The organism is Caballeronia eucalypticola, from assembly GCF_047608185.1.
Taxonomy (GTDB): domain Bacteria; phylum Pseudomonadota; class Gammaproteobacteria; order Burkholderiales; family Burkholderiaceae; genus Caballeronia.
The window spans coordinates 199,157-223,147 of sequence record NZ_JBLKRU010000010.1 but is presented as its reverse complement, the minus strand read 5'-3'; the positions used below and the strand labels follow the sequence as shown (position 1 = coordinate 223,147).

Sequence of the window (23,991 nt, the reverse complement as noted above, 5' to 3'; positions counted from 1 at the left end):
ATTTCTGATATGACTTTCCGTGTCAAGCGTCGATGTTCAGATTTTTATTTCACTCATATTCGAGTGGGCGCTGCAATTTCCTGAGGGCGGCGTAGCAGTAAAACTCGACGGTGAATCAGGCTGATATTCGCGGGTTGGTTACCGCATTACAGAGATCCGTTTCGTGAGTCTGCCGCTAGCTTTGTGCGCAAGTCGGAATGAACCGTTGCCAAGAAATGACGCGGATAACTCGAATACCGGGCTACGCCGCCTTCAGGAAACTACCGTTTCATTGCGAACTGCTTTTTTGCTGCCTTCACCTGCCTTACTCCGAGCGCGGGCTCGCCTGCGCCATGCCCAACCGGCCGATGTCCCAGATGAAGCCCGCCAGTTCGCGAGCCACCGCGACGATGGCCACATTGGTGCTTTTGCCGCGCGCCACCAGCTTTCGATAGCGCCGGCACAGGCGCACCTGCGCGTCCCACGCCCGATCGACGATAACCTTTGGCAAGCCCTCATGACGACGCTGGATCTCGGGGCTCACTTTGGCCGTATGCCGATAACTCCAGGCCGCCTCGATGAGCAGTTTGCGGGCAAAGGAATTGCCGGTCTTCGTGATACCGCCTTGGCGCCGTTTGCCTCCCGAGGAATACTCCGAGGGCGTCACGCCAAGCCAGGCCATCAACTGTCGGGGGTGCGCAAAGCGACTCAAATCGCCTAACTCCGAGAGCAAGCCCACGGCAGCGGTGAACTGGATACCGCGCATCGATTGCAGAGCAAGCACGGCGGGATAAAAGCCCCAGCGTGGCACGGCATCGCGCATGGCCGATTCCAGACGCTGGCATTGTGCAAACCGATCCTCGATGGCGCGGCGTAACTCGTTAAACGCGAAATCCTGCCACTCGTTGCCAAACGAGAATTTGCTTAACCAGTTGCGGTGCGCCGGTCCCCAATTGGCCACCCCCACGTAGCGCACGCCGTGCGAGAGCAAAAATGCCTTCAGTGTCTGGCGCGCGCGCTTAAGCTCGTCGCGCGATTTTGCCCAGGTTCGGGCGAGATCGCGAAACGCTTCGTCTTCGACGGTGGGGATGTTGACGGCGCTGAGATCGCCGGCGCGCAGCGAGCGCACGAGCTTGATGGCATCGCGCCGGTCGGTCTTCACGCGATCGCCGGGTTTGCGCGGTATCTGCGTGGGGGCGCACACCATGCACTGGATGCCTTTGTCGCTCAGGCGCCGCTGCAAGACGTAGCCAAAGGGGCCCGCCTCATACACGACACGCACGTGCTTGGCCTTGGACAACAGCCGCTTGCACAGACGATCAAGATCGGCCTGAGTGGTGCCGATCTTGCCCAGCACCTCCACCTCACCGCCGTCCAGCGCGTAAGCGACGGTGATGGAATCCTTATGAACATCCAGTCCGACGAACAATGTGCTAACGTTTTGCATGCTGGCCTCCGGGTTGTAAATGAACACTTCGAGTGAGCGGTTCGCCCTCACTTTTACGGCTCTGGCTTTATGCTAACCCGCGCGGTTCAACTCTTCCTGTGGGGCCAGCCCTTACTTCCACGGAAGTCATACTGACTTTAGCGTGCATGCGTTGACTCGTGGCGGAGCTGACCCGCTATCGCCGACACTACGGTCTCGCTCCCCTGCCCTATGGCGGCGAAACGACACCGCGGCTGTTGCCGATCGGTGGCACACACCGAATGCTGCCGCGCGGCGCCGTGCACCTCATCATCAAACAGGTGTTCGACAACGCAATCGACCATCTCCAATCAACTGGCGAAGCACATGAACGCGCAACGGAACGATTGCGCCAGGCGTCGGCTCATTGGCTGCGGCACACGACGGGCTCTCGCATGATGGATGGTCAAGTCGATTTACGATACGTGCGGGATAACCTCGGTCATACATCGATCTCGAGGACCAGCGAATACCTGCATGCGGACGACGACGATCGGCATCGCGCAAAAGAGGCCGGACTGAGACTCAACTGGTAGCAGACTACCGGTCGAAAGTCGGCATAAGCGGGTCTGTGACTGGCAGGCAATGAGCGGCCGATCTTGAGCGCACGGAATGCCGCAAGTCGCCCCCCTATAATCAATTCTGCTTCGGCGATATAAGCATCGCCTGGCATATCAATCTAGTTCGTCTCTCAACTCCTCACTTTTCCGAGACCTCTCCGTGCCCGTCAGGCCACCACATGAAAACCGGCGTCGGCGTAGATGGTCGAACCGGTCAACGTCATCCCAGCATCGCTGGCGAGCACGGCCGCGATACGCCCGACTTCCTCGATCGTGACCAGATGTTGCGCCGGCGTGCGTGCGCGGACCTCGTCGAGAAGCGCATCGAAGTGGTCAATCCCGGACGCTGCGCGGGTCATCACCGCGCCGGCGGAGATGGCGTGAACATGAACCCTGCGAGTCGCGAGATCGGCCGCCAGATAACGCACGCTTGATTCGAGCGCAGCCTTGACCGGACCCATCAGGTTGTAATGGTCGACTGCCCGCTCGGCGCCGTAGAAACTCACCGTCATCAGGCTCCCGCCGTCAGTCATCAGCGGCAGCGCCAGCTTCGCCATGCGGATGAATGAATGGCAGGACACATCCATCGCGAGCGCGAAGCCCTCGGCCGAGCAATCGACAAGGCTCGCGTGAAGATCGGCACCGGGCGCGAAGGCGATCGAATGAAGCACGAAGTCGAGCTTTCCCCATTCCCGCTTGATGCGCTCGAAGACGGCTTCGAGCTGACCCGGCACGCTCACGTCGCACGCCATGATGAGGGCGGCCGGCAGCGTCTCGGCGACAGCGCGCACGTACGGTTCGGCTTTTTCGTTAAGGTAGGTGATCGCGAGATCGGCGCCGGGCTCGCGGAACTTGTGAGCACATCCTGCGGCGATGCTGTGTTCATTAGCAATGCCAACGACCAGACCACGTTTTCCGGATAGATCGATGATGCCATTCATGCTGTTGCTCCCGGGTCATGAAGAATGGAAATAGCTTCGTCCGCGATGATCTGCTCCTCGTCGGTCGCGAGCACCAACACGGTCACGCGGCTGCCAGCAGCGCTGATAATGGTCGCATTGGCGGCGTTCGCGTGGTCGTCCAGTTCGACGCCGATCCACGCGAGACGCCCGCATACCGCAGCACGGACCTCAGGCTGGTGTTCGCCGATCCCGGCGGTGAATACAAGGCAGTCCAGGCCACCGAGCGTGGTCGCGAGCCGAGCTGCTTCGCCTGCGATTCGAAACGCGAAGAGCTCGAGCGCTTCACGCGCTTCTGGCCGCGTACTGGCCGCGAGTTCGCGGCTGTCTGCACTGATGCCCGAAACGCCGAGCAAGCCGGACTGTTCGTACAGGATCTTTTCAATCGCTGCTGCGCTCAAGCCTTGCTGCTGCAGTAAATGAAGAACGACGCCCGCATCGAGCGCGCCGCAGCGCGTGGCCATGGGAATGCCGTCAAGGGTCGAAAATCCCATGCTGGTGTCGCGGCTTTCGCCTGCGTTCATCGCGCACAGGCTCGCGCCGCTGCCAAGGTGTGCCGCGATCAACTTGCTATGGGCAAGCTGAGGAAACTGACGCGCGAGCGCGCCGGTTATAAAGCGATACGAGAGACCATGAAAGCCGTAACGTTTGACACCGGTATCGAAGAAATGGCGCGGCAGAGCGAAGCGGCGCACGAGATCCGTTTGCGTGCGATGAAACGCGGTGTCGAATGAGGCCGACTGCACGAGGTGAGGCCGAAGGTGTCGAATCGCACGAATCAGCCGCACGCTTTGCGGCTGATGCAACGGTGCGAGCGGCGTGAGCTGGACAATCACGGCAAGCGTTTCATCGGTGATGGCAACCGGTCCGGAGAAAGTGTCACCGCCATGCACGACGCGATGCCCCACCGAGACCAGATCCGTCAGCGAAAAGTGCGTCGCAAACCAATTGAGCGTTTCGTCCAGCACTTCGTGCAAGTTTTCTGTGACGACTGCCTTCAACCCGATGTCGTGAACGACGCCATCGTTCTCCAGACGCAGCGACAGCGGCGCGTGCCGGAAGTCGATCATGCCTTGGCCAATCCTCGTCGCGCCATTGGACGAGACGCTGAACAGCCCGATCTTGATCGACGATGAGCCGGGGTTGAAGGTCAGCAACAGCGGAGCGCTCATGATGGCAACGACATGCTGAGCAGCGTGCGTTGCGCGACTATCCTGGCCAGCGCAACCGACGCCAGCCGCACGCGCAGGCTGTCAGAGCGGCTGGTCAGGATGATCGGCAGGCGCGCGCCGAGTACCAGCCCGGCGGCATCGGCTCCGCCAAAGTACATCAATTGCTTGGCAAGCATGTTGCCCGCCTCCAGGTCGGGTACCAACAGGATGTCCGCCTGCCCCGCAACCGGCGAGACGATCCCCTTCGTCGTGGCCGCTGCCACGCTGATGGCGTTATCGAAGGCAAGCGGGCCGTCGACAATCGCGCCGCTAATCTGGCCGCGTGCAGCCATCACGGTGAGCGCGGCCGCGTCGAGCGTGGTCTGCATGCGCGGATTAACGAGTTCCACCGCGGCGAGCACAGCGACTCGCGGCTGCTCGATGCCGAGCAGATGCAGCAGGTCGATCGTGTTCTGGCAGATATCGCGCTTCTGTTCTAGTGAGGGCGTGACATTGACAGCGGCATCGGTGATGAACAAGGGCTTGGGATAGGCGGGCACGTCCATCGCGTAGACATGGCTGATGCGCCGCCCGGTTCGAAGGCCGGACGCCGAACTCACGATCGCCGCGAGCAATTCGTCCGTTTCCAGGCTGCCCTTCATAAGGGCTGCGACCTTCCCCGCCGCGCCCATTTCGACGGCGCGCGCAGCGGCTGCATGGCTGTGTTCGACCGCCTCGATCGTCACTCCGGCGAGGCTCACTTGCGCCAGTTCGGCGGCCGCACGAATCTTCGCTTCCGGGCCGATCAGCACGGGATCGATCATCCCTTCGTTGCGGGCCTCGATCGCGGCCTTGATCGCCTCCGCGGAGCACGGGTGCACGATCGCCGTGCGCAGGGAAGGCATGGCCTGGGCTTCGCGGATAAAAGCGTCATAGCGACCGTGGCTTCGCGCCGAGACATTTGGAGGGGCGATCCGCGGCCATACGATAGTCTCGGCCGGCGCAATCACCGTTGCCAGGCCGATCAGGACCACGTCGCCCCGCTGGTTGGTGCAACGCGTATCGAGCAGCACGATCCGTTTGTCCGTGCGTTTTTCCTTGACGCTCACCGTCGCAGTCACGACATCGCCAGGTACGACCGGATGGCGGAACTGCAGGTTCTGGTCGAGATATATCGTGCCCGGTCCGGGCAGTCTCGTGCCCAGCAACGCAGAGATGAGCCCCGCCGTCCACATGCCCTGCACGACGACATGACCGAACATGTCGTGAGCGGCGAAAGCCGCATCGACGTTGGCGGGATTGACATCGCCCGACATGGCTGCAAACAATTGGATATCGTCGAGCCCGGCGGTGCGTACGAGCGAGGCCGACTCGCCGATCGTCAGTTCGTCGAAGGTGCGGTTGTGAAGGAGGTTGTCATCCATGGGTCGCTCTCAGTCCTGAACTAGGTAGGTGCCGGGTGCATCGACGAGGGTCACGGGTTCTTCAGCAGCGAGCCCCATGTGTGGTGGTGCGACGAGCTCCTTCGCCGAACGGCCGGCGAGCCAGGCGGTCCATGCTGTCCACCATGAACCGTCGCGCGGCTCAACTGCAGCGATCCATTCCTCCGGGCCGGCGCGAAGATCCGCCGCCGCTGCGTATTCAATCCTGAACTGCCGGTTCGCGTGACCCGGTTCGCTGACGATGCCGGCATTGTGGCCGCCGCTCGTCAGCACGAACGTGATCTCCGTGCTGGACAGGTAGTGGATCTTGTAGACCGAGCGCCACGGCGCGATATGGTCGCGATCGGTGCCGACCACGAACATTGGCGCGCGGATGTTGCGCAGCGAGTTGGGCCGTCCGTCGACTTGATACCGGCTCGACGCGAGGTCGTTGTCGAGGAATAACTTGCGCAAATACTCCGAGTGCATCCTGTACGGCATGCGGGTCGAATCGGCGTCCCACGCCATCAGGTCGAACATGGGCGTGCGATCGCCCAGCATGTAGTCGTGAATGACATGCGACCAGATCAGGTCGTTCGACTCCAGCATCTGAAACGCGCCCGACATCTGGCTGGTATCAAGATAGCCCTTCGACCACATCATGCTTTCGATGAAGTAGACCTCGCTGTCGTCGATGAACAATTGCAGCGCGCCGGGTTCCGTGAAATCCGTTTGTGCGGCAAGGAGCGATACGGATGCGAGCCGTTCGTCGCCGACACCCGCCATCGCCGCTGCGGCTATTGACAACAGTGTGCCGCCGAGGCAATAACCCGCCGCATGGACTCGCTGGTCCGGCACGATTTCGGCGATGGTATCAAGCGCGGACATGACACCGGACGTGCGGTAATCCTCAAGACTCAGGTCCCGGTCTTCTGCGCCCACGTTGCGCCACGAAATGCAGAACACCGTGTAGCCCTGGCCGACCAGGAAGCGGATCAGCGAGTTGTGCGGTGAGAGATCCAGTATGTAGTACTTCATGATCCATGCAGGCACGATCAGGATCGGCTCTGCGAAGACCTTTTCTGTCGTGGGACTGTACTGAATGAGCTCAATCAGATGGTTGCGAAAGACCACCTTGCCAGGCGTCACCGCGAGCGTAACGCCGATCTTGAACTGATCGACGCCGGCGGGAGGCTGGCCGTTCGCCTCGCGTCGCGCGTCTTCGAGCAAGTTGCACGCGCCCTGCAAAAGATTGGCGCCCAGCGTGGCCTGGGTTCGCCGTACAACCTCAGGGTTGGTGAACGGCGAATTCGTCGGCGAAACCATGTCGAGCAATTGACGTGCGCCGAAACCCGCGACGTTTTCGTGATGTTTCGTCGTGCCCGGCACGTCACGAGTCGCGGCCTGCCACCATTGTTCGGTCAGCAGGAACGTTTGCTGCAAAAGTCGATAAGGCTCGGTCTGCCAGAGCTCAGCGCGAAAGCGGTGGTCTCCGGGTGCGGGCTCCGCAAGTGGCGCGGCAGCGTGACCCGTCAGACTGCGAAACACGTAGTCACCAATCTGCCCTGCATTCGCGGCGGCTAGCGATACCAGCTCTGCCCTTTTTCCGGGCGCCGACGTGAGATGGATGAACCAGTCGGCAAAAGCCAGTGATTGCGCGGCAGGGGACAGACCACCCGTGAAACGAGCAATCGCTGCTTCCTTCGTGTAGTCCAGCACGCGAAAAGCGTCCGCGGCAGAGTGGGCGACCGGTTGCTGCGGGAGCATGGGGTTGCCGGTGGAAACAGTCCTGGAGCGAGTGTCCATGAAAATCCTTCAGGTCAGTATGCTTGCCTTACAGCGGCGTGTACGAATCAATGCGAGAGTCTTCTTCAAAACCCGAATGACTCGGCGCCGAGGGTGATGTTTTTCGTGAGAGCGTCAGGGGCTAGAACCACGAGCCCACGCGTCGCGGCCGTTATGGCTTGCCCGTGGAACAGCGACTTAAAAAGACCGTAGCGGTATCTGCTTCGGCAGAGTTGATCTGCGTCAAGTCGAACGTGTCGAAGTTTTCGTTGGGCCGATGCCGCATTTTCTTATTGAGGATTGATGGAAGACAATGGTCGACAGCCTGAATCCGCCGCTCGCGCTTGCGATCGCCGGACGTGATCTGCCCGGTGCCGAGGTCAAGCCGCTCATCAAGACGGCTGCGTAGCTACGGCCTCTTCAATGCCGGCCGCCGTTGCATCGATCGATGTCCCGGCATTGCCGGCGATCATTGCCTCGATGTCGCTCAACGCACCAATGACCGAGCGCCGACCCGTGCGGCTTGCAAAATCGCACGCGGCTTCGACTTTTGGCGCCATTGATCCAGCCGAGAAAGCCAGCTCGCCAAGCGCTGCTGGATTCGCACGGGCGACCGAGCGCAACGACGGCTTGCGCCAGTCCAGATAAACCCCTTGCACGTCAGTCGCGATGACGAACAGATCCGCCTTCAGTTCGGCCGCGAGCATCGCAGCGCTGCGGTCCTTGTCGACCACTGCCTTGACACCGCGATGCCGCCCTTCTGCGTCGGCGACTACCGGTATCCCGCCGCACCCCGCGCAGATCACCACACAACTGTGTTCGAGCAACCAGCGTACAGGCTCTATCTCGAGCATGCGCACCGGCTTTGGACTCGGTACGACACGCTGTAACTTGTCGCCTTGCGCGGTCACGGTCCAGCCTTTTCCCTGCGATGCAACCGCCGCTTCGGCGACCGCGTACCTGGACCCGATCGGTTTGTCGGGGTGTTCGAAAGCCGGATCGGACGCGCTCATTTCAACCATGCTCAGCAAGCTCACGCAAGCCCGTCCCGCAGGCAGCAGGTTGCGCATTTCCTGCTCGATCATGTAACCGATCATGCCTTCCGTTTCCGCATCGAGGACGTCGAGCGGGAAGCTGCCCGCCTGCAGCGCGAGCATGCCAACCTGTGGTCCGTTGCCGTGCACGATCACGAGGTCGTTGCCGGCCGCTGCCTTCGCGAGTTGTGCGGCAGCGATCCGCACGTTGTTGCGCTGCGCTTCGGCGCTGACCGCCTCACCGTGCTTGAGCAACGCGTTACCGCCCAATGCGATCACCATCAGCATTGCGTTCTCCTCACTCGGCCAGCGTGGCGACGAGAACAGCCTTGATCGTATGGAGACGGTTTTCCGCCTGCTCGAAAACAATCGATGCGTCCGATTCGAACATGTCGTCCGTCACTTCCACGCCATTCAGCAAGCCGTATTTATCGCCGATCTGCTTGCCAATTTCTGTCTTCGTGTCATGCAGCGCAGGCAGGCAATGCATGAACTTCACACGCGGATTGCCGCTGGCCGCAAGCAAGGACGCATTCACCTGGAAAGGCAGCAGCTCCTCGATTCGTTCGCCCCATTTTTCGAACGGCTCACCCATCGATACCCAGACGTCGGTATAGATGAAATCGACACCCTTCACCGCTTCCGCCGGTGTTTCCGTTAGCGTCAAACGACCTCCGCTAGCCGCGGCAAACGTACGGCATTGCGCGATCAGGTCATCGTGCGGCCACAATCGGCGCGGTGCACACAGGCGTATGTCCATGCCGAGCTTCGTGCCCACGATCATCAACGAATTGCCCGTGTTGTTATCGGCATCGCCTATATAGCAGTAGCTGATTTCATGGATGGGCTTGTTGCTGAATTCGTGCATGGTCAGCACGTCGGCGAGCATCTGCGTCGGGTGGAACTCGTCAGTGAGCCCGTTGTACACGGGTACCCCTGCGTACTTGGCGAGTTCATCCACGATCTCCTGCCCGTAGCCCCGGTATTCGATCGCGTCGTACATGCGGCCAAGTACGCGGGCGGTATCTTTCATCGACTCCTTATGAACGATCTGGGACGCGCCCGGATCGATATAGGTGACATGGACACCCTGATCATGAGCCGCAACTTCGAATGCGCATCGCGTACGAGTCGAGGTCTTTTCGAAGATCAGCGCAATGTTCTTGCCCACCAGCCGCGCGATTTCCGTGCCGGCGTATTTGGCGCGTTTGAGATCTCGCGACAGGTCGAGCAGGTAGCGAATCTGACGTGGCGTGTATTCGATCAGCGTCAGGAAACTGCGGTTATGTACATTGAAAGCGCCGCCGCCGATCATCGAGGCGATCACAACGCCCGTAAGAAGCGGCAAGCTCAGCTTGCGGCCTCCGGGTTGAGCGGCAGGTTGAGCAATGACCGTATCGGCGGCAACGGGCTTGAGCGGCAAACTGCTATGCGTCTGGTCCGTGAGTGTTTTCTCCCTGCTGCTGGTGTGCCGGCGGTGTTACGTCTGTGCGTCTGCCAAGGCTCTTCGACGTTTAACCTGTTTCAGCATAGGGACCGCATCGCCCCGCTCGTTGATCTGTATCAACCCCGGTTTAAGTGGGACCGCTACCTTTCAAAGCGGTGCCTTCCTGCCCGTCGGTCAACATCGTTCGACACAATCTCAACGAGGGTGATTCCATGCAACGTGCGTACACGGGCGGCACGGCCAAGCCGTTCTTCTCCGAAGACAGCAAGTTCTATCTGGTGGGAGGCGGCATTGCATCGCTGGCCGCGGCCGCGTTCCTGATCCGCGATGCCGATGTTCCGGGCCGCAATATCACGATCCTCGAAGCGCTTGGCGTGGCAGGCGGAAGTCTGGACGCAGCGGGCTCGGCGCAAGAAGGTTATGTACTGCCGGGCGGCCGCATGCTCGAGAGCAAGTACGTATGTACGTTTGACCTGTTTTCATCGATCCCTACGCTCGATGAAAGCAAGACGGTCACGCAGGAAATCCTGGACTGGAATGAAACGATGAAGACTTCGTCGAAGTCTCGTCTGGTACGCGACGGCCACCGGATCAACAAACCCGAGTTCGGGCTCACTGAACGAGACATCCTCACGCTCGAACGCCTCGCGATCGAACCGGAGCACCTGCTCGGCCGCAGCCGTATAGCGGACCACTTCTCCCCTGCCTTCTTCAAGACCCACTTCTGGCTGATGTGGTGCACGACCTTCGCATTCCAGCCGTGGCATAGCGCGGTTGAATTCAAGCGCTACCTGCTGCGCTTCGTGCACATGGTGTCGGGGTTCAACCAGTTGCACGGGATCATGCGCACGGTCTACAACCAATACGACTCGATGGTCCGGCCGCTGAGCAAATGGCTCGACGACCGTGGTGTCCAGTTCCAGTTCGGCACGCGTGTGAGTGATCTGGTGCTCAACGAAGCCAATGGCGAAACGCGCGTGGAGGGAATCGTCTGCGAGCGCAAGGGGCGTAGCGTTTCGATCCCCGTCGGGCCGCGCGATGCGGTGATCGTCACGCTGGGTTCAATGACCGAAGGCTCGACGCTCGGCGGTATGGATCGCGCCGCCGTGCTGAACAGTAAGGTTGTCGTGATCGATCCACGCGAAGAGTTTGGCGCATCGTTCGAGGTACCTGGCATCACGCTGTCGCGCGGCATGCCCGACGATGTCATCGCCGAACTGCAAATTGATGTTCATACCGCGATTGTCGGGCTGACCCATGATCCGAAGCTCGATGACATGGCCTTGATGGAAGCGTTGAAATCACCTGCTTTCTATGTGGGCGCGCTGGGCAGCCGCATCAACACCGAAAAACGCAAGGAACGTCTGCTGGAATTCGATCTGACACGTGCTCAGGTCGACCGGTTGCAGGGACCGACGGGCCTCTTCATCGGCTCGCGCACGCCGGCGGAGATGGCGATCTCCATTCTCGCGGAGATAACCGCCGCCAAATATCAGGTGCCGGTCTTGCAGCGCCGATCGATTCCAGAGCCGCAATTAAGTGTTCAGGCGAAATTGATTTGAAATTTGATGCCGTATGCACCGAGCAGGCTGCGGACTTCGTCGTCGATAGTTTCCTTCGTCCAGGTGACGAAGTTACGCCAATGGTATTTGGCCTGCTTCCAGACGATCTCGATGAGATTGAGTTCGGGACTGTATGGCGGCAGATAGAACAGTTGCATGCGATGCTCGCGTAGCCAGCGCTCATGCACTTCAGGATCAATTGCATGATGGATCGAAGCGTTGTCCAGTACCACCACAGTCGGACGCTCATCGCCCTGCAGGGCGATCTGCTCGAGGAACTCAATGACAGCGCCGCCTTTGATAGATGAGCTCGTGACATGGTGAGTCAACGCGTTGGCTCCGAAGTCGAGGGCGCCGAGCACCGAGCGCCTGCAATGCAAGCGTGGTTCGACACGATGAGGCAGGCCGCGCGGTGACCACGCTCTTTGCACCGGAGGCGAGGCGGCAAAGCCCGCTTCATCGAAATAGACCAGGCGTACTGCGTTGGCGCGAGCGGCACATTGCAGTTTTCCCAGGGTGGCGGATTTCATCTCAAAGTCTTCCTGGTTGCGCTTTTTTTGAGCGAGAAACGGTTGCGCTTGAAGGAAAAGCCTTCTCGCCGAAGGGCGACCGACAAGGTTTCCAGCGCGCACGGCATTGGCTCGCCATGCACGACTTCAATGTGTCTTGCGATTTGCCCCAGCGTCATGGACTCCGTGCGTGCGACTTCCGTCGCAGTGGCCAGCATGCCTTCGGATAGCGCGCGGGGACGACCGCCTTTATGCCCCGTGAGCAAGCCGCAAACCCCTTGCTCTCGCCACGCGTGCGCCCAGTTGTAAACGGATTGGCCGCTCACGCCAAGCTTGGAGGCTATCTCGGTCAACTTGACCCTGCGTCCGAGCAACAGCACGCCTGCGGCCCGGGTGCGAGCGTCGCGATGTTTGTGATTCACGCACAGCTGTTGCAACGTCTGATCCTCGGCTTCGGTCAGTTCTACGACACACTTCATCGGTACCCCGGCGTAATGGCGACGCCGAAAGTTAACAAAATTCAAACGCGTTTACCAGCAACACTTAATAGAGCGCGCGCGTTGCATCGACTCGCTTTCAACTGCATAGCAGAGGCTACGATCGCGGCGTGCGGCAGACTCGATCACTCGGCGTTGAACGCCGATGACGGACTTGTCACCAGATAGGTTAGCCCGTGCAACTCGCCTACAACACGCTGGCGCAACTCACATGTCGCGCGCGGATGCGTCATCAGCGCCCAATAAGCGCCAGCCGTATCGCCGCTTCGGTGCACCGCACTCCACAGTTGACGCAACTCATGTTCATTGCGCGCCGTTTCGAAGCGCCAGATTTCCGTCTTGTAACGATTGTCCAATACCTCCTGCAGAGCGTCGGCACCCGGGCCGCCTTCGGCGGCGATCTGTAGCGCGGCATGATGCACCTCGAAGTCGCTCGCCTCACGGAAGTCGAACGCCGAAAAGCGCACAACGATGTCGCGTAGATCGGCGTTGGCAAGACAGGTGCCGATCACCGAACAGTGCATATATGAATCGAGGTCGGCCAGCCGCGCGCGCTGGCCGTCGCTGCCGGGCACGTGCTCAGATGCATCCTGTTTCATGTACTCCGCAGTGAGCGGCTGGGCACGAACAAATGGTTGAACACGCATAGGACTTCTCGCTTCAGATGACCGAGGTGAACCGGAGCATGACACCGTAATATATATCCGGATATAGCGATTTGTACAGACTCCGTAATAGCGCCACGTGGCCCGGGCGATCTTGCTTATCCTTAGTTCAGACGCGGGATTTTCGCGGCGCTGTTGGCGCAGCAAGACTACACAAGTTCGGATGGCGTTGACCGAGGCCCCTCAATCCCGAGAGGGAAATCCGTGGAATGACCGCTCGCTGGCTCAGGTGGCTGTGGTGTGGTCATCCCGTTCTCGAACAACGCTACGCCAATCCGTAATGGGTATGTTCGCACCGTAATGTCGCGTTTCCGGCACCGTGTTGGGGAGTTTTAAGCAGAGGCTAAAGAAGTTCTTAAACTGGTCGATAGCGTGATTGGGGGCCGACTTCAAACCTGACCTGGGTCCGAGGTTCCCGCACGGAGAAACGCAGTGAAACGTCTCGTTTACGGCGCCCGGTGCGAACGCTTCGCAGTCGAGCGGCAGCACCCATGAAACGCAACCTGTTATTCCGGTTCCTCGCGCGCCTTCGCGTCGGCCGCAAGCTGTTGCTGATCTATCTGCTCGACCTGAGCGCGGTGCTGTACATCAGCGGCATCCTGATCCACGAGAAGTACATCGCGATTGACTTCTCCGACAAGGAGCTGATCGGCAATGCCTACGTCGCGGCTGCGCATGACGCGCTCATCGACTTTGCACTTGCGGGGGCCGGACAGCATCAGACGACCGATCGATTGCAACGGACGGCGAACCAGCTGACCGACGCGGAGCGCCGCTATGGCGCGAACATGCAGAGCGCCGAACTCAATGCCCGCGTGCTCGCCTCGCTTGCGGCCAGTGCGATGCCGCAAGCCAGCGCCGCGACAGTGGACGGTGGCCTTGAAGCGACACGCGAACTGGTGACGCGGGTCGGCAACCAGTCGAACCTGATTCTAGACCCGGACCTCGACAGCTACTATTCGATGTCGCTGTCGATCCTGCGCTATCCAGAGCTGCTTGGCGACATCAACCGAATCGGCCGGCACCTGCACGATGCCGGCGCGAGCCGTCGCGCCAAACCGATGAGCCGTGACGAGATGCGCACCCGCTACCTCGTGCTCGAAGGGCAGCTCGACGCAGTATTGCAGGGGCTGCGTTCCGACTATGCCGAAGCGTCGGCCGCGAACGCCCTGCTCGCAGGTACGATTGGGCCGCCGGTCGAGCGCATGCTCGCCGCGATCGACGCGTATCGCCGTGTGGCCGGCGCCGCGGTCGATGCCGGCTCGGCTGTGGACACGCTTGCCGCGCTCGATGGCGCGCAACAGCGCGTGGTGGCGAGCGTGAGCGACGCGTGGAGTGTGACCGGCAATCAGCTCGAAAGACTGCTGCGTGAGCGCGTGCGCGGCCTCTTTGAGCGGATGTGGCTGCATCTCGGCACAGCGCTATTTCTGCTGTGCGCGATCCTGAGCATGGTGTACTTCGTCGCACAGCAGATCTCGCGGCCACTGCGCCAGCTCGCGCGCGTGATGGACACGGTGCGGCGCACGGGCGACCATTCGCTGCGTGCCAGTTGGCATAGCCAGGACGAGATCGGCCAGCTCGTGCGTGGCTTCAACGACATGCTCGCGCAGCTCGACCGCGAGCGCGACGTGCAGAAGGAACTCGCGGCGACAGCGCGCGCGTCGGCCGCGCAGCATGCGCTCGTCGAGGCGACCCCCGTGCCGATGGTCGTCACGGCGATCCCCGGGCACGAGGTGCTGCACGTGAACAAGCCCGCACTTTACTGGCTGAATGGCTGCACGGTCGACCCGTGGGCCTTCGGTCTCGACTCCGAGGTTCGCGCGCGTTTCTTCCAGCAACTCTCCGATCGCGAGGCAGTCGACGAATTCGAGGTGCACTGGAAAGCCGCCAGCGAACCCACCTGGGCCATGTTGTCAGCGCGGCGCTTCAACTTCCAGGGACGTGACGCCGTGTTGACCGCATTCACGCCGATCAACCAGATCAAGCTGATGGAGCAACGCCTCGAGCTGTGGGGCAAGGTATTCGAGGCGTCATCCGAGGCGATCCTGATTCTCGATGCACAGCGACGGCTCGTGACTGCCAACGCGTCGTTCTATCGTGCGACGGGGTATCGTGCCGACGACGTGGCGGGCCGGGAACCCGCTTTTCTCTTCGGCGCGCAGGAGCATGACGACATTTTCCCGACCGTTATCGATTCCGTCGATCGCTTGAGCGCATGGCATGGCGAAGCGCACGTGCGGCGGCGCGCGGGCAGCGACTATCCGGCGTGGCTGATGCTGAGCGCGGTACGCGATCGACGCGCAAACGTGTCTCACTACATCTGTACGCTGATCGACATCACGGACCGCAAGAAGAGCGAGGCGCGCATCCAGTTCCTTGCCGAGCACGACGTGCTGACGGAGCTGCCGAACCGCGAGCTGTTCGTGAAGCGCCTTGCCATCGCGCTCGGCAACGCGCGCCGCACGGAGCAGCGCATCGCAGTGCTGTTCATCGATCTCGACCGCTTCAAGAACGTCAACGATTCGCTGGGCCATCACATCGGCGACAACCTCCTGCGCTCAGTCTCGCGGCGCCTGTTGCAGGCCGTGCGCAGCAAAGACACGGTTAGCCGCCTCGGAGGCGACGAATTCACCGTGATCCTGAACGGCGTCAGCAACGCGGCTGATGTCATGCGCACGATCGATGAGCGTTTGCTGCCGCTGGCGCGCCAGCCGCACGAACTCGACGGCCACACGCTACAGGTGTCGTGCAGCGTCGGCGTGGCACTTTTCCCCGACGACGGCGAGGACATCGAGACGCTGATGCAGAATGCCGATGCAGCGATGTACCAAGCGAAGGGGGCGGGACGCAATCTTGTCAAGTTCTTCACGCCCGACATGGCCGAACGCGCCCGCTACCGGTTGACACTCGAAGCGTGCCTGCGCACCGCCATCGCGACGCACGAGTTCCGGCTCGAGTACCAGCCGTGCGTCGATGCGCACACGGGCGCACTGGTAGCCGTCGAAGGGTTGCTGCGCTGGAACAGCCCGCAGATCGGCAAGGTGTCGCCCGCGCAGTTCATTCCGGTCGCGGAAGATACGCGGCTCATCATTCCGATCGGCGCGTGGGTGATAGAAGAAGCATGCCGGCAGGTCGCCGCGTGGGATGCGGAGGGACTGATGCCGGTGCGCGTCTCGATCAACGTGTCAGCGATCCAGCTGAGCGGGCCGGACCTGATCGGGACGCTCGCTGACAGTCTCGCGCGGCATCGCGTCGACCCGTGGCGTCTCGAACTTGAGATCACCGAGACCGTCCTGATAGATAACGCGGAGAACTATCTGGCCACGATCAACGCGATCCGCGCGCTCGGGGTCAAGCTATCGCTCGACGATTTCGGCACCGGTTACTCAAGCCTCAGCTATCTGAACCGCTTTCCGCTTGACCGGCTCAAGATCGATCGTGCGTTCGTGCTCGACATGCTCGACGCCCCCGCGGATCTCGCCATCATCCGGGCGATCATCGAGCTTGGCCACGAACTGGGCCTGAGCGTGGTCGCCGAGGGTGTCGAGAGCGAGCATCAGGCCCGCATCTTACGTACGATCGGTTGCGACGAGCTGCAAGGCTTCCTGTTCTCGAAGGCATTGTCGCCCGCCGATTTGTGGTCCTGGACCCACGCGCGAGGCGGCGTGAACGGCTCGCCCCGCGTCGCGGCAGCCGTACCGGCTCGCGAGGATAGCGGTTACGATCCGTTGATAGCGGTTGGAGAGTCGATGAACGATACGTAACGGAATCTTTGATACGGCGGCCACGCCCTGCTATATCGCGTTCGAAGATGACGCTAAATAGAAATGTCGTGTTTGGGCAAGATAGGATGAGTAATTTCCCCGTCAGTGCACTTCGATTTCCTCGACCTCACGCACGCCGATCAAATCGCAAAGCATGTCGCGATAAGCAGCAAACTCGACGGTCGACATGCGCGACAACGAAATCGTGATCAGTTCCTGCTGTTCGTTGTCGCCGTCCTCGCTTACGCGGATCTGTCTGATACGAGGCCCGTCGTCACCGAATACACGGCACAACACCGGCAGCGTGATCGCCCCCCGATCCACTTGAAGGCGCAGCTCCCGACGCAGCTTGCCTTTCGTGCGCAACTGGCGCGCCATCGGTTTGACCCACGTGAGCGTCGTCAGGATGATCACTGTTGCCGCCAGCGCCAACACATAGAGCCCGCCACCCGCCGCGAGCCCGATCCCTGCGACGGCCCAGACACTTGCCGCCGTCGTCAGCCCGCGCACCACCTCGCCGCGCAGCAGAATCGCGCCAGCGCCGAGAAATCCGATTCCCGACACAACCTGCGCCGCTACGCGTGATGGATCGAGGGCGACGTTTGGCATCGAGCGGGTGTCTTCGAAACCGAACGCCGAAACGATCATCACGAGAGACGAGGCCACGCACACCAGCATATGCGTGCGCAGACCGGCCGGAAACGCAAACCGCTCTCGCTCGAAGCCGATGACGCCGCCCAGCACCGCAGCAAAAAGCAGCCTTGCAATCAGTTCGATAGTCCCCGGCATATCGCGTTCTCCCCCGTGTCAGCCCCATGGCAAGGTAAAGGTCTTCACGTTCGTGAAGCTCTTCATCGCTTCCTGGACACCCTCCTTATGGCCCAGCCCCGAATCCTTTATGCCGCCGAACGGCGTCAACTCGATCCGGTAGCCGGGCACTTCCCAGACGTTCACCGTTCCCACGTTGAGTTCATTCGCGAAACGCGTGACATTATCGAGGCTGTCCGTGCAGACGCCCGACGACAAGCCATAGGCTGTGCCGTTGGCTATCCGGATGGCATCGTCGAGATCGTTGAATGCAATGATCGGCGAGACCGGGCCGAACGTTTCTTGCGCGACCAGTTCCATCGACGGTGTGACGCGGTCCAGCACGGTCGGCGGAAAGAGCGCACCGCGACGCTCATTGCCGGTCAGCAGGCGCGCGCCTTGTGCAATCGCGTCATTGACCCGTGCTTCGAACAGCGACGCAGCTGCTTCGTCGATGACCGTACCCATGTCGGAGTCGGCGTCTCCCGGGTCACCGCACTTCCAGGCCCTGGTCTTCTCGACCACCAGTTCGGTGAAGCGATCAGCCACCGTCCGCTGCACCAGAATTCGCTTGATGGCCGTGCAGCGTTGCCCGGAATTCTTGTACGAACCGAGCACCGCAAGCTCAGAAGCACGTTCAAGATCAGCATCGTCCATCACGATCAGCGGATCATTGCCGCCGAGCTCGAGCACCACGCGCCGATAGCCGGCCCGCGCGGCGATGTATTTACCGATAGGGACGCCTCCCGTAAAGGTCACGAGCGCGACATTCTGGTTCGTGATCAGCTCGTCGGCAATCTCGCCCGGGTCGCCGGTCACCACCTGGAGCATCGGCGGCGGCAGCCCTGCTTCGTACAACAGATCCGCCAGATAGTAAGCAGACAGCGGAACCTTTTCCGACGGCTTCAGCACGGTACGGTTGTTGGTGGCGATCGCCGGCGCGATCTTGTGCGCCACCTGGTTCATCGGGTGATTGAACGGCGTGATCGCCGTAATGACCCCGAGGAGCGGCTCGCGCTGTGTAATGACGCGGCGCTTCTTCCCGTGAGGCGTCAGGTCGCACGAGAATACCTGGCCGTCGTCACGCAACGCCTCGCTCGCGGAGAAGTTGAACACATCTGCCACGCGTCCGATCTCGTAGCGAGAGTCCTTCAGGCACAGCCCCGATTCCAGCGTGATGAGCGCCGCCGCCTCTTCGGTCCGGGTGCGCAGCAGTTCTGCGGCGCGATTGAGAATAGACGCGCGCTCAAAGCGCGACAGTGTCGGCTTGTATCGAAGGGCCGCCTCGTACGCCATGCGTACATCATCGACTGAAGCCTTCGCTACGGTGCCTACCACGTCCCCGGTGTACGGGTTGATCACCTCGATCACGCGGTCTCGCGTCAACCTGTTGCCGTCGATCCGCAGAGCCTCCTCGCGGAACTGCGGCGGTTTGAGATCGATAGAGTTCATGCGTGCTGCTCCGGAAGATATGCAACGGCAGGTTGTTCCTGAAGTTCGTTCAACGCGATATGGAATACATCGAAATTGCGCAAGGTCCGGCCTTCGACGGTTCGCGCGAGCGGACGGTTGAACAGCAACGGCACGGTCTGCTCCGACAATCCGCCGTGTGAACGCAACGGCACCGTCAGTCCGGAAAGGTCGTGCGCCGCAGCGCTGCTGCCGAGCACGAACGACTTGTCGCTGATGACGACCAGATCCCCTACCCGATCAGGCGGCAATTCGAAACGCATGCAAGCTTCACGGCGGGTCAGCACCGCCTCGATGTGCGGAAGTCGTACGAGCCGTTCACGTAGCGCGACGCCGTCGTTACCGGCCGGCAGATACACCGTCGCGTACGAGCCTAGCGCTCCGTGGTGGCGTACATACGGGTCCGTGATCGGCAGGATCACACGAACGCCACCGTCATTGACGCCACATTCCAGCCAGTCGTCGAGCAGATCCTGCAGATAGATGATGTTCGGCTCGCCCGTCTTCGGATCGTGCTTGGCGTTCATGCCGTGATCCGCAGTGATGCCGAGCACCGCGCCCAGTTCGTGCAGACGCGACAGATACCGGTCCATCATTGCGTAAAACGCGTTCGCGCCATCGGTACCCGGGGCAAACTTGTGCTGGACGTAGTCGGTTGTCGACAGATACATCAGATCCGCGCGATCGTTTTCGAGCAGCCACACGCCGGTCGCGAAGACGAATTCGGAGAGGTCCGCGCTGTACACCTCGGGCAACGGCATGCCGACGCGCTCCAGCACCCGGTCGATACCGTTCGCCTCGACGGTGGCCTCGTCCGCTTTTTCCGCGGACAGGCAGATTCCGCGCAGACCATGGCCAAGCAATGCGCGCAGCTTGTCCTTCGCCGTGACCACGGCTACCCGCGAGCCGGCTTCGGCCGCGGCTGCCAGGAGGGTGCCGGCCCGCAGATAACGCGGGTCGTTCATGAGCACCTCGCGGCCGCGGCCCTCATCCGCGTCGCGGTCGTAGAAGTAGTTCCCGCAGATGCCGTGCACGGCTGGCGGAGCGCCGCATACGATCGACAAGTTGTTCGGGTTGGTGAACGACGGCAGCACGCATTGCGCGTGCAGCGCCGTACCGTTTTCGAGCAGCTTGCTCAGGAACGGCGTGACGCCCGCTGCGGCCGCACGATACAGATAGTCATACTCACAACCGTCAATGCACACGATAACCGTCGGCTGGCGCGGCAAGTCATAGCTTCGGCCATTGACCGCAATGCTGGAGAGTGGATTCATGTCGAAGGTCCTTTACGGTCTTTTATAGTCATTTAGGAAAGCGAATGATTAGAACGTGCGCCGGATGAAGTACGTGCAGACAGCGCTGAGCAGCCCCACACAGGCGATGTACAGCGCAATCCACCATGGCTGCAGGTTGCCGTAGTGCAGAAGCGCCATGGCGACGAGCGGCGTGATCGAACTGGAGACAATGCCCGACACCTGGTACACGATGGAGATGCCGCTATAACGAACCCGCGTATCGAACAATTCGCAGAACATCGCGGCCTCCGGTCCGTAGACAAACGGATAGATCACTCCGAGTACGATCACGATCGTGGCGGTCACGGCGATGAGACTGCTCGTGTAGTGAAAAACCGCAAAAGCCGGCCACGCGCTCAGGCCACAGACCACTGCGCCCCAGCCGAACACCTTGCGGCGGCCGATCCGGTCGGACAGGCGCGAAGCGACCGGAATCATGAACATCAGCACCAATGCGGCAAGCGTCACCGCGACGAGCACCGCCGACTTCGCGTAACGCTGGATGCCAACGAGGTAGCTCAGCGCAAACACGGCGTAAGTATTGAAAATCACGCCATCGATATAACGTGCGCCCCAACCCAGGAACACGTTCTTGCGGTAGTCGGTAAATACCTCTCGCGCCGGCACCTTCGCAACCGCGTGAGTGTCGCGAATCTTCGCAAACGCGGGTGTTTCGACAATGCGCAACCGGATGAACATGCCCACGCCAACGAGGAGGATGCTGGCCATGAAAGCGGCCCGCCAGCCCCATTGCAGGAAGGCCTCGGGAGTCAGCCAGGTCGTGAGTACCGCCACCGCGCCGCTGCTCAGGCACAGGCCAATTGCAAGCCCGATCTGCGGATACGATGCATAGAGGCCGCGATGTTCGCGAGGCGCATACTCAAAAGCCATCAACACGGCGCCGCCCCACTCGCCTCCAAGACCAATGCCCTGCAGCAGCCGCAACAACAGCAGGCAAGCAGGAGCCCAGATGCCGATCGAGGCGTAGGTTGGCAGGACGCCGATCAGGAACGTGGACACGCCCATGATGGAAAGCGTAAGCACCAGCAAAGGCTTGCGCCCGAACCGGTCGCCGAAATGGCCGAAGATCACACCGCCAAGCGGACGGGTGACGAAACCGACCGCGTAGACCGTATAAGCCAGCATGGTGGAAACGAATGCGTTCCCCGTTGGGAAGAACAGCTTGTCGAATACGAGTCCGGTAATCGTGCCGTAGAGGAAAAAGTCATACCACTCGACGGTCGTGCCGATCAGACTGGCTAGGGCAACTGACTTCACAGACCGGACACTGACGGCAGCCGGCATGTCTCCTGCGATTTCCACTGCTTCCATGGCTTGTCTCCTGATAGTTGCCGGGCCCCTGACGCCACTTGACGTCCGCTGCCTCGGCACTTGCCTTTAATGCGGCTTTTTGTTGTGTTGCAAGATGCACCGGTGCGAACCCGGCCTGTGCTTTTCTCCTCGATTTTTATACGCTGATGCTGATTCCAGCCACTGTCCTGCAGCCGCCCCGTCAAACACCCGTGGCGATGAAGTTGCGTCCCCGCGGCCCGCTCAACGCGTGAGCGATCATCCTGTCCGACTCCTCGGCAGTCACGCCATAACTCGAAAACGACGTGCGTACGCCGAGCGATTCAAGAAACCCGGTCAGGTAAGCGGCTGCATCGGCTAGCCGGCATGGGAAGATTTTCGCAAGCACTGCGTCGCGCCCGGCGTTCTTGCCTAGCGCGAGATCCAGCACCATCGGCAGCGTGAACGAACACGCGATTCCATGAGGCAGACCGTGGTGGATTGTCATCTCATACGAAATGGAATGAGCAAGCGCAGTCTTCGTGTTCGAGAATGCGAGCCCGGCTTTAAGCGCTGCTAACGAGGCCCGCTCGCGCAGTGTCCGGTCCTGCAGATTCGCGGCGAGTGCCGGCAGCGTGGCCAGCATGTCGCGCGCGGCCGACACGGCGAATTCGTCGGAGATGGGGTTCGCATTGACATTCCAGATCGCTTCGAGCGCGTGCGACAGCGCGTCGAGACCGCTTTGCACCGTGACCGAAAGCGGCAGCGAAAGCGTAAGCTCCGGGTCGACGATCGCGGCCTCCGGCCACGTTTGCGGGAGCTGCAACGAATACTTGCGCTGCTTGATCGTACGGTCCCAGATCGTTGCCCACGGTGTCACTTCGCTACCGGTGCCCGAGGTGGTCGGAACCGTTATCAGCGACTTCACGCGCGGTGGCGTGAACGGCTTCCCTGTGTCGAGTAATGCCAGCAACTCCGCGAAATCGCCGCTTTCGGTGCCCACCATCAGGGTTTTCGCGGTGTCGAGCACGCTGCCGCCGCCGATCGCGACGATGACCGAGCAATGCTCATGACTCTGCCAGTCATATCTCTGCCAAAAATCGCGATACAGCCCGGCGAGATGAGTGACGTCCGGGTTCGGCTGTACATCGTCGATCACCGCGACCACGCTATCGCCGCACAACGCACGCACGCGCTGCACGAGACCGATTTGCGCCGCTTCCGGGAACGTCACGATGACGGCGCGGCGATCTCCGAGAACCTGAGGCAAGCGCTCGATACAACCGAGGCCGAAATGGACCTCTACTGGATTCAAAAAAACACCGTTCATAGTCCCCTCTCTTTTCGTGGTGCATCTGATACGGATGAATTATGGGAAACATCGATGTATAGTAAAAATACAAATATTTTTGTCGATGTATTCAACGAATCTATGCGACTCACTCAATTGCGCTCGTTCTACGCCGTCGGCAAGCACGGCAGCGTGACTGCCGCCGCGCGTGCACTGCACGTCAGCCAGCCGACTGTCACAACGCAGGTGCGGGATCTGGAGGAGAGCTACGGGGTGGAACTGTTCCATCGCAGCGGCCGGCGGATCATCCTGACCGCTGCAGGGGAAACCCTGTTTGCAATCGCCCAGCGGATGTTCGGTAACGAACAGGAGGCCATCGACTTCCTGAAGGAATCGGCGGGCCTGGGTACTGGAATCATCCGGGTGGGCGCAGTCGGTCCGCTACACGCCATGGAAATCATCGCGGCGTTTCATCTTCGCTACCCGGGATTGCATGTATCGATCCGGCTCGGTAACTCAGAGGAAACCGTGCGCGGCCTGTTGTCCTATGAAACGGATGTTGCGGTCCTGGCGCAGTACGGTACCGATACCCGGCTTCACTACGTGCCCTACCGGCAGCATCCGCTGGTTATCATCGTTCCGGCGACGCATCGGCTGGCGCGCCGCCGACGCGTTACCCTTGAAGAACTCCGCAACGAGCAGATGATCATGCGAGAGCCAGGTTCAACGACCCGCAAGGCGCTGGAAGACGCGTTCAGGCAGCACGGCATCAAGCCAAACTTCGAGCTCGAAGTAGGAAGCCGCGAGGCCGTGCGCGAAGCGGTTATTCTTGGACTTGGAATAGCGGCGGTATCTGAGCGCGAGCATGTCGACGACTCGCGTCTGCGCAAGCTTTCGATCGACGGCGAGAGGGTCTTGACTCACGCGCATGTGGCCTGCCTCGCCGAGCGGAAGGCTGCACGACTCGTGCAAGCGTTCCTCGACGTAGTCAACCGGATATTGATCGGAAAAGACGCAGGAGCTGCGGCCGGCTGAGCGGA

19 protein-coding genes are annotated in these 23,991 nt (G+C 61.0%); 4 read left to right on the top strand and 15 right to left on the bottom strand.

The features are described 5' to 3' along the window. Positions 1-304 precede the first annotated feature (304 nt). Positions 305-1,426: an IS110 family RNA-guided transposase gene (locus tag ACMX25_RS14735; protein ID WP_414949685.1), complete on the bottom strand. Its 1,122-nt coding sequence runs from the start codon at positions 1,424-1,426 to the stop codon at positions 305-307. Positions 1,427-1,584: 158 nt separating this feature from the next. On the opposite strand from ACMX25_RS14735, the gene ACMX25_RS14730 reads away from it, so the two are divergent. Next, positions 1,585-1,980 (top strand): tyrosine-type recombinase/integrase, encoded by a 396-nt coding sequence (locus ACMX25_RS14730; protein ID WP_414950683.1) that lies wholly within the window; start codon positions 1,585-1,587, stop codon positions 1,978-1,980. A 191-nt stretch (positions 1,981-2,171) separates the two neighbouring features. On the opposite strand, the gene fabI is transcribed toward ACMX25_RS14730, so the two are convergent. From fabI to ACMX25_RS14700, 6 genes are all read right to left on the bottom strand, one after another. Next, entirely contained in the window at positions 2,172-2,933 is a 762-nt protein-coding gene (fabI, locus tag ACMX25_RS14725; RefSeq protein WP_414950698.1) for an enoyl-ACP reductase FabI, read from the bottom strand. Between the two features lie 8 nt (positions 2,934-2,941). Then, positions 2,942-4,135: an acetate/propionate family kinase gene (locus tag ACMX25_RS14720; RefSeq protein ID WP_414950682.1), complete on the bottom strand. Its 1,194-nt coding sequence runs from the start codon at positions 4,133-4,135 to the stop codon at positions 2,942-2,944. Further along, positions 4,132-5,538: a bifunctional enoyl-CoA hydratase/phosphate acetyltransferase gene (locus ACMX25_RS14715; RefSeq protein WP_414950681.1), complete on the bottom strand. Its 1,407-nt coding sequence runs from the start codon at positions 5,536-5,538 to the stop codon at positions 4,132-4,134. The genes ACMX25_RS14720 and ACMX25_RS14715 overlap by 4 nt, the downstream gene beginning before the upstream one ends. Before the next feature lie 9 nt (positions 5,539-5,547). Continuing rightward, a complete protein-coding gene (locus ACMX25_RS14710; RefSeq protein WP_414950680.1) occupies positions 5,548-7,341 on the bottom strand; it encodes a PHA/PHB synthase family protein in 1,794 nt (597 codons plus the stop codon). Between the two features lie 371 nt (positions 7,342-7,712). Next, positions 7,713-8,642, bottom strand: a complete 930-nt coding sequence (locus ACMX25_RS14705) for a carbamate kinase (RefSeq protein WP_414950678.1) — start codon at positions 8,640-8,642, stop codon at positions 7,713-7,715. 10 nt (positions 8,643-8,652) lie between these two features. Next, positions 8,653-9,669 carry an ornithine carbamoyltransferase gene (locus ACMX25_RS14700; RefSeq protein ID WP_414950697.1) on the bottom strand — a complete coding sequence of 339 codons (1,017 nt, stop codon included), beginning with the start codon at positions 9,667-9,669 and terminating at the stop codon, positions 8,653-8,655. 344 nt (positions 9,670-10,013) lie between these two features. On the opposite strand from ACMX25_RS14700, the gene ACMX25_RS14695 reads away from it, so the two are divergent. Beyond that, on the top strand, positions 10,014-11,363 hold the full coding sequence (locus tag ACMX25_RS14695) for an oleate hydratase (RefSeq protein ID WP_414950677.1): 1,350 nt from the start codon (positions 10,014-10,016) through the stop codon (positions 11,361-11,363). Here the strand turns inward: ACMX25_RS14695 and ACMX25_RS14690 are convergent. The 3 genes from ACMX25_RS14690 to ACMX25_RS14680 all read right to left on the bottom strand — a co-directional run bounded on the left by ACMX25_RS14690 (position 11,345) and on the right by ACMX25_RS14680 (position 12,968). Then, positions 11,345-11,893 (bottom strand): IS630 family transposase, encoded by a 549-nt coding sequence (locus ACMX25_RS14690; RefSeq protein WP_414950675.1) that lies wholly within the window; start codon positions 11,891-11,893, stop codon positions 11,345-11,347. The genes ACMX25_RS14695 and ACMX25_RS14690 overlap by 19 nt on opposite strands. Beyond that, positions 11,890-12,351, bottom strand: coding sequence for a helix-turn-helix domain-containing protein (locus ACMX25_RS14685; protein ID WP_414950674.1), 462 nt, complete (start codon positions 12,349-12,351; stop codon positions 11,890-11,892). The genes ACMX25_RS14690 and ACMX25_RS14685 overlap by 4 nt, the downstream gene beginning before the upstream one ends. A gap of 143 nt (positions 12,352-12,494) precedes the next feature. Further along, positions 12,495-12,968 (bottom strand): hypothetical protein, encoded by a 474-nt coding sequence (locus tag ACMX25_RS14680; RefSeq protein ID WP_414950673.1) that lies wholly within the window; start codon positions 12,966-12,968, stop codon positions 12,495-12,497. Positions 12,969-13,525: 557 nt separating this feature from the next. Between ACMX25_RS14680 and ACMX25_RS14675 the strand changes: the two genes are divergently transcribed. After that, the gene (locus ACMX25_RS14675; protein WP_414950672.1) at positions 13,526-16,798 is read left to right on the top strand and encodes an EAL domain-containing protein; all 3,273 of its coding nucleotides are present in this window, start codon (positions 13,526-13,528) and stop codon (positions 16,796-16,798) included. Between the two features lie 102 nt (positions 16,799-16,900). Here the strand turns inward: ACMX25_RS14675 and ACMX25_RS14670 are convergent, their stop codons facing one another. The 5 genes from ACMX25_RS14670 to psrA all read right to left on the bottom strand — a co-directional run bounded on the left by ACMX25_RS14670 (position 16,901) and on the right by psrA (position 22,990). Next, positions 16,901-17,587: an MgtC/SapB family protein gene (locus ACMX25_RS14670; protein ID WP_414950670.1), complete on the bottom strand. Its 687-nt coding sequence runs from the start codon at positions 17,585-17,587 to the stop codon at positions 16,901-16,903. 18 nt (positions 17,588-17,605) lie between these two features. Then, positions 17,606-19,057 (bottom strand): phosphonoacetaldehyde dehydrogenase, encoded by a 1,452-nt coding sequence (gene phnY, locus ACMX25_RS14665; RefSeq protein WP_414950669.1) that lies wholly within the window; start codon positions 19,055-19,057, stop codon positions 17,606-17,608. Next, the gene (gene phnA / locus ACMX25_RS14660) at positions 19,054-20,349 is read right to left on the bottom strand and encodes a phosphonoacetate hydrolase (RefSeq protein ID WP_414950668.1); all 1,296 of its coding nucleotides are present in this window, start codon (positions 20,347-20,349) and stop codon (positions 19,054-19,056) included. Before phnA ends, phnY begins: the two co-directional genes overlap by 4 nt. A gap of 48 nt (positions 20,350-20,397) precedes the next feature. Next, positions 20,398-21,702, bottom strand: a complete 1,305-nt coding sequence (locus ACMX25_RS14655) for an MFS transporter (RefSeq protein WP_414950667.1) — start codon at positions 21,700-21,702, stop codon at positions 20,398-20,400. 181 nt (positions 21,703-21,883) lie between these two features. Then, entirely contained in the window at positions 21,884-22,990 is a 1,107-nt protein-coding gene (gene psrA / locus ACMX25_RS14650; RefSeq protein ID WP_414950666.1) for an iron-containing alcohol dehydrogenase PsrA, read from the bottom strand. Here psrA and ACMX25_RS14645 point away from each other — a divergent pair. Further along, a complete protein-coding gene (locus tag ACMX25_RS14645; protein WP_414950665.1) occupies positions 22,955-23,986 on the top strand; it encodes a LysR substrate-binding domain-containing protein in 1,032 nt (343 codons plus the stop codon). The genes psrA and ACMX25_RS14645 overlap by 36 nt on opposite strands. Positions 23,987-23,991 lie beyond the last annotated feature (5 nt).

What these genes read in the sequence shown, in the direction of transcription:
- ACMX25_RS14735 (WP_414949685.1), bottom strand. Translation starts at nt 1,426, where the DNA reads ATGCAAAACGTTAGCACATTGTTCGTCGGACTGGATGTTCATAAGGAT.
- ACMX25_RS14720 (WP_414950682.1), bottom strand. Translation starts at nt 4,135, where the DNA reads ATGAGCGCTCCGCTGTTGCTGACCTTCAACCCCGGCTCATCGTCGATC.
- ACMX25_RS14715 (WP_414950681.1), bottom strand. Translation starts at nt 5,538, where the DNA reads ATGGATGACAACCTCCTTCACAACCGCACCTTCGACGAACTGACGATC.
- ACMX25_RS14710 (WP_414950680.1), bottom strand. Translation starts at nt 7,341, where the DNA reads ATGGACACTCGCTCCAGGACTGTTTCCACCGGCAACCCCATGCTCCCG.
- ACMX25_RS14705 (WP_414950678.1), bottom strand. Translation starts at nt 8,642, where the DNA reads ATGCTGATGGTGATCGCATTGGGCGGTAACGCGTTGCTCAAGCACGGT.
- ACMX25_RS14700 (WP_414950697.1), bottom strand. Translation starts at nt 9,669, where the DNA reads ATGATCGGCGGCGGCGCTTTCAATGTACATAACCGCAGTTTCCTGACG.
- ACMX25_RS14695 (WP_414950677.1), top strand. Translation starts at nt 10,014, where the DNA reads ATGCAACGTGCGTACACGGGCGGCACGGCCAAGCCGTTCTTCTCCGAA.
- ACMX25_RS14690 (WP_414950675.1), bottom strand. Translation starts at nt 11,893, where the DNA reads ATGAAATCCGCCACCCTGGGAAAACTGCAATGTGCCGCTCGCGCCAAC.
- ACMX25_RS14685 (WP_414950674.1), bottom strand. Translation starts at nt 12,351, where the DNA reads ATGAAGTGTGTCGTAGAACTGACCGAAGCCGAGGATCAGACGTTGCAA.
- ACMX25_RS14680 (WP_414950673.1), bottom strand. Translation starts at nt 12,968, where the DNA reads ATGAAACAGGATGCATCTGAGCACGTGCCCGGCAGCGACGGCCAGCGC.
- ACMX25_RS14675 (WP_414950672.1), top strand. Translation starts at nt 13,526, where the DNA reads ATGAAACGCAACCTGTTATTCCGGTTCCTCGCGCGCCTTCGCGTCGGC.
- ACMX25_RS14670 (WP_414950670.1), bottom strand. Translation starts at nt 17,587, where the DNA reads ATGCCGGGGACTATCGAACTGATTGCAAGGCTGCTTTTTGCTGCGGTG.
- phnY (WP_414950669.1), bottom strand. Translation starts at nt 19,057, where the DNA reads ATGAACTCTATCGATCTCAAACCGCCGCAGTTCCGCGAGGAGGCTCTG.
- phnA (WP_414950668.1), bottom strand. Translation starts at nt 20,349, where the DNA reads ATGAATCCACTCTCCAGCATTGCGGTCAATGGCCGAAGCTATGACTTG.
- ACMX25_RS14655 (WP_414950667.1), bottom strand. Translation starts at nt 21,702, where the DNA reads ATGGAAGCAGTGGAAATCGCAGGAGACATGCCGGCTGCCGTCAGTGTC.
- ACMX25_RS14645 (WP_414950665.1), top strand. Translation starts at nt 22,955, where the DNA reads ATGGACCTCTACTGGATTCAAAAAAACACCGTTCATAGTCCCCTCTCT.
- psrA (WP_414950666.1), bottom strand. Translation starts at nt 22,990, where the DNA reads ATGAACGGTGTTTTTTTGAATCCAGTAGAGGTCCATTTCGGCCTCGGT.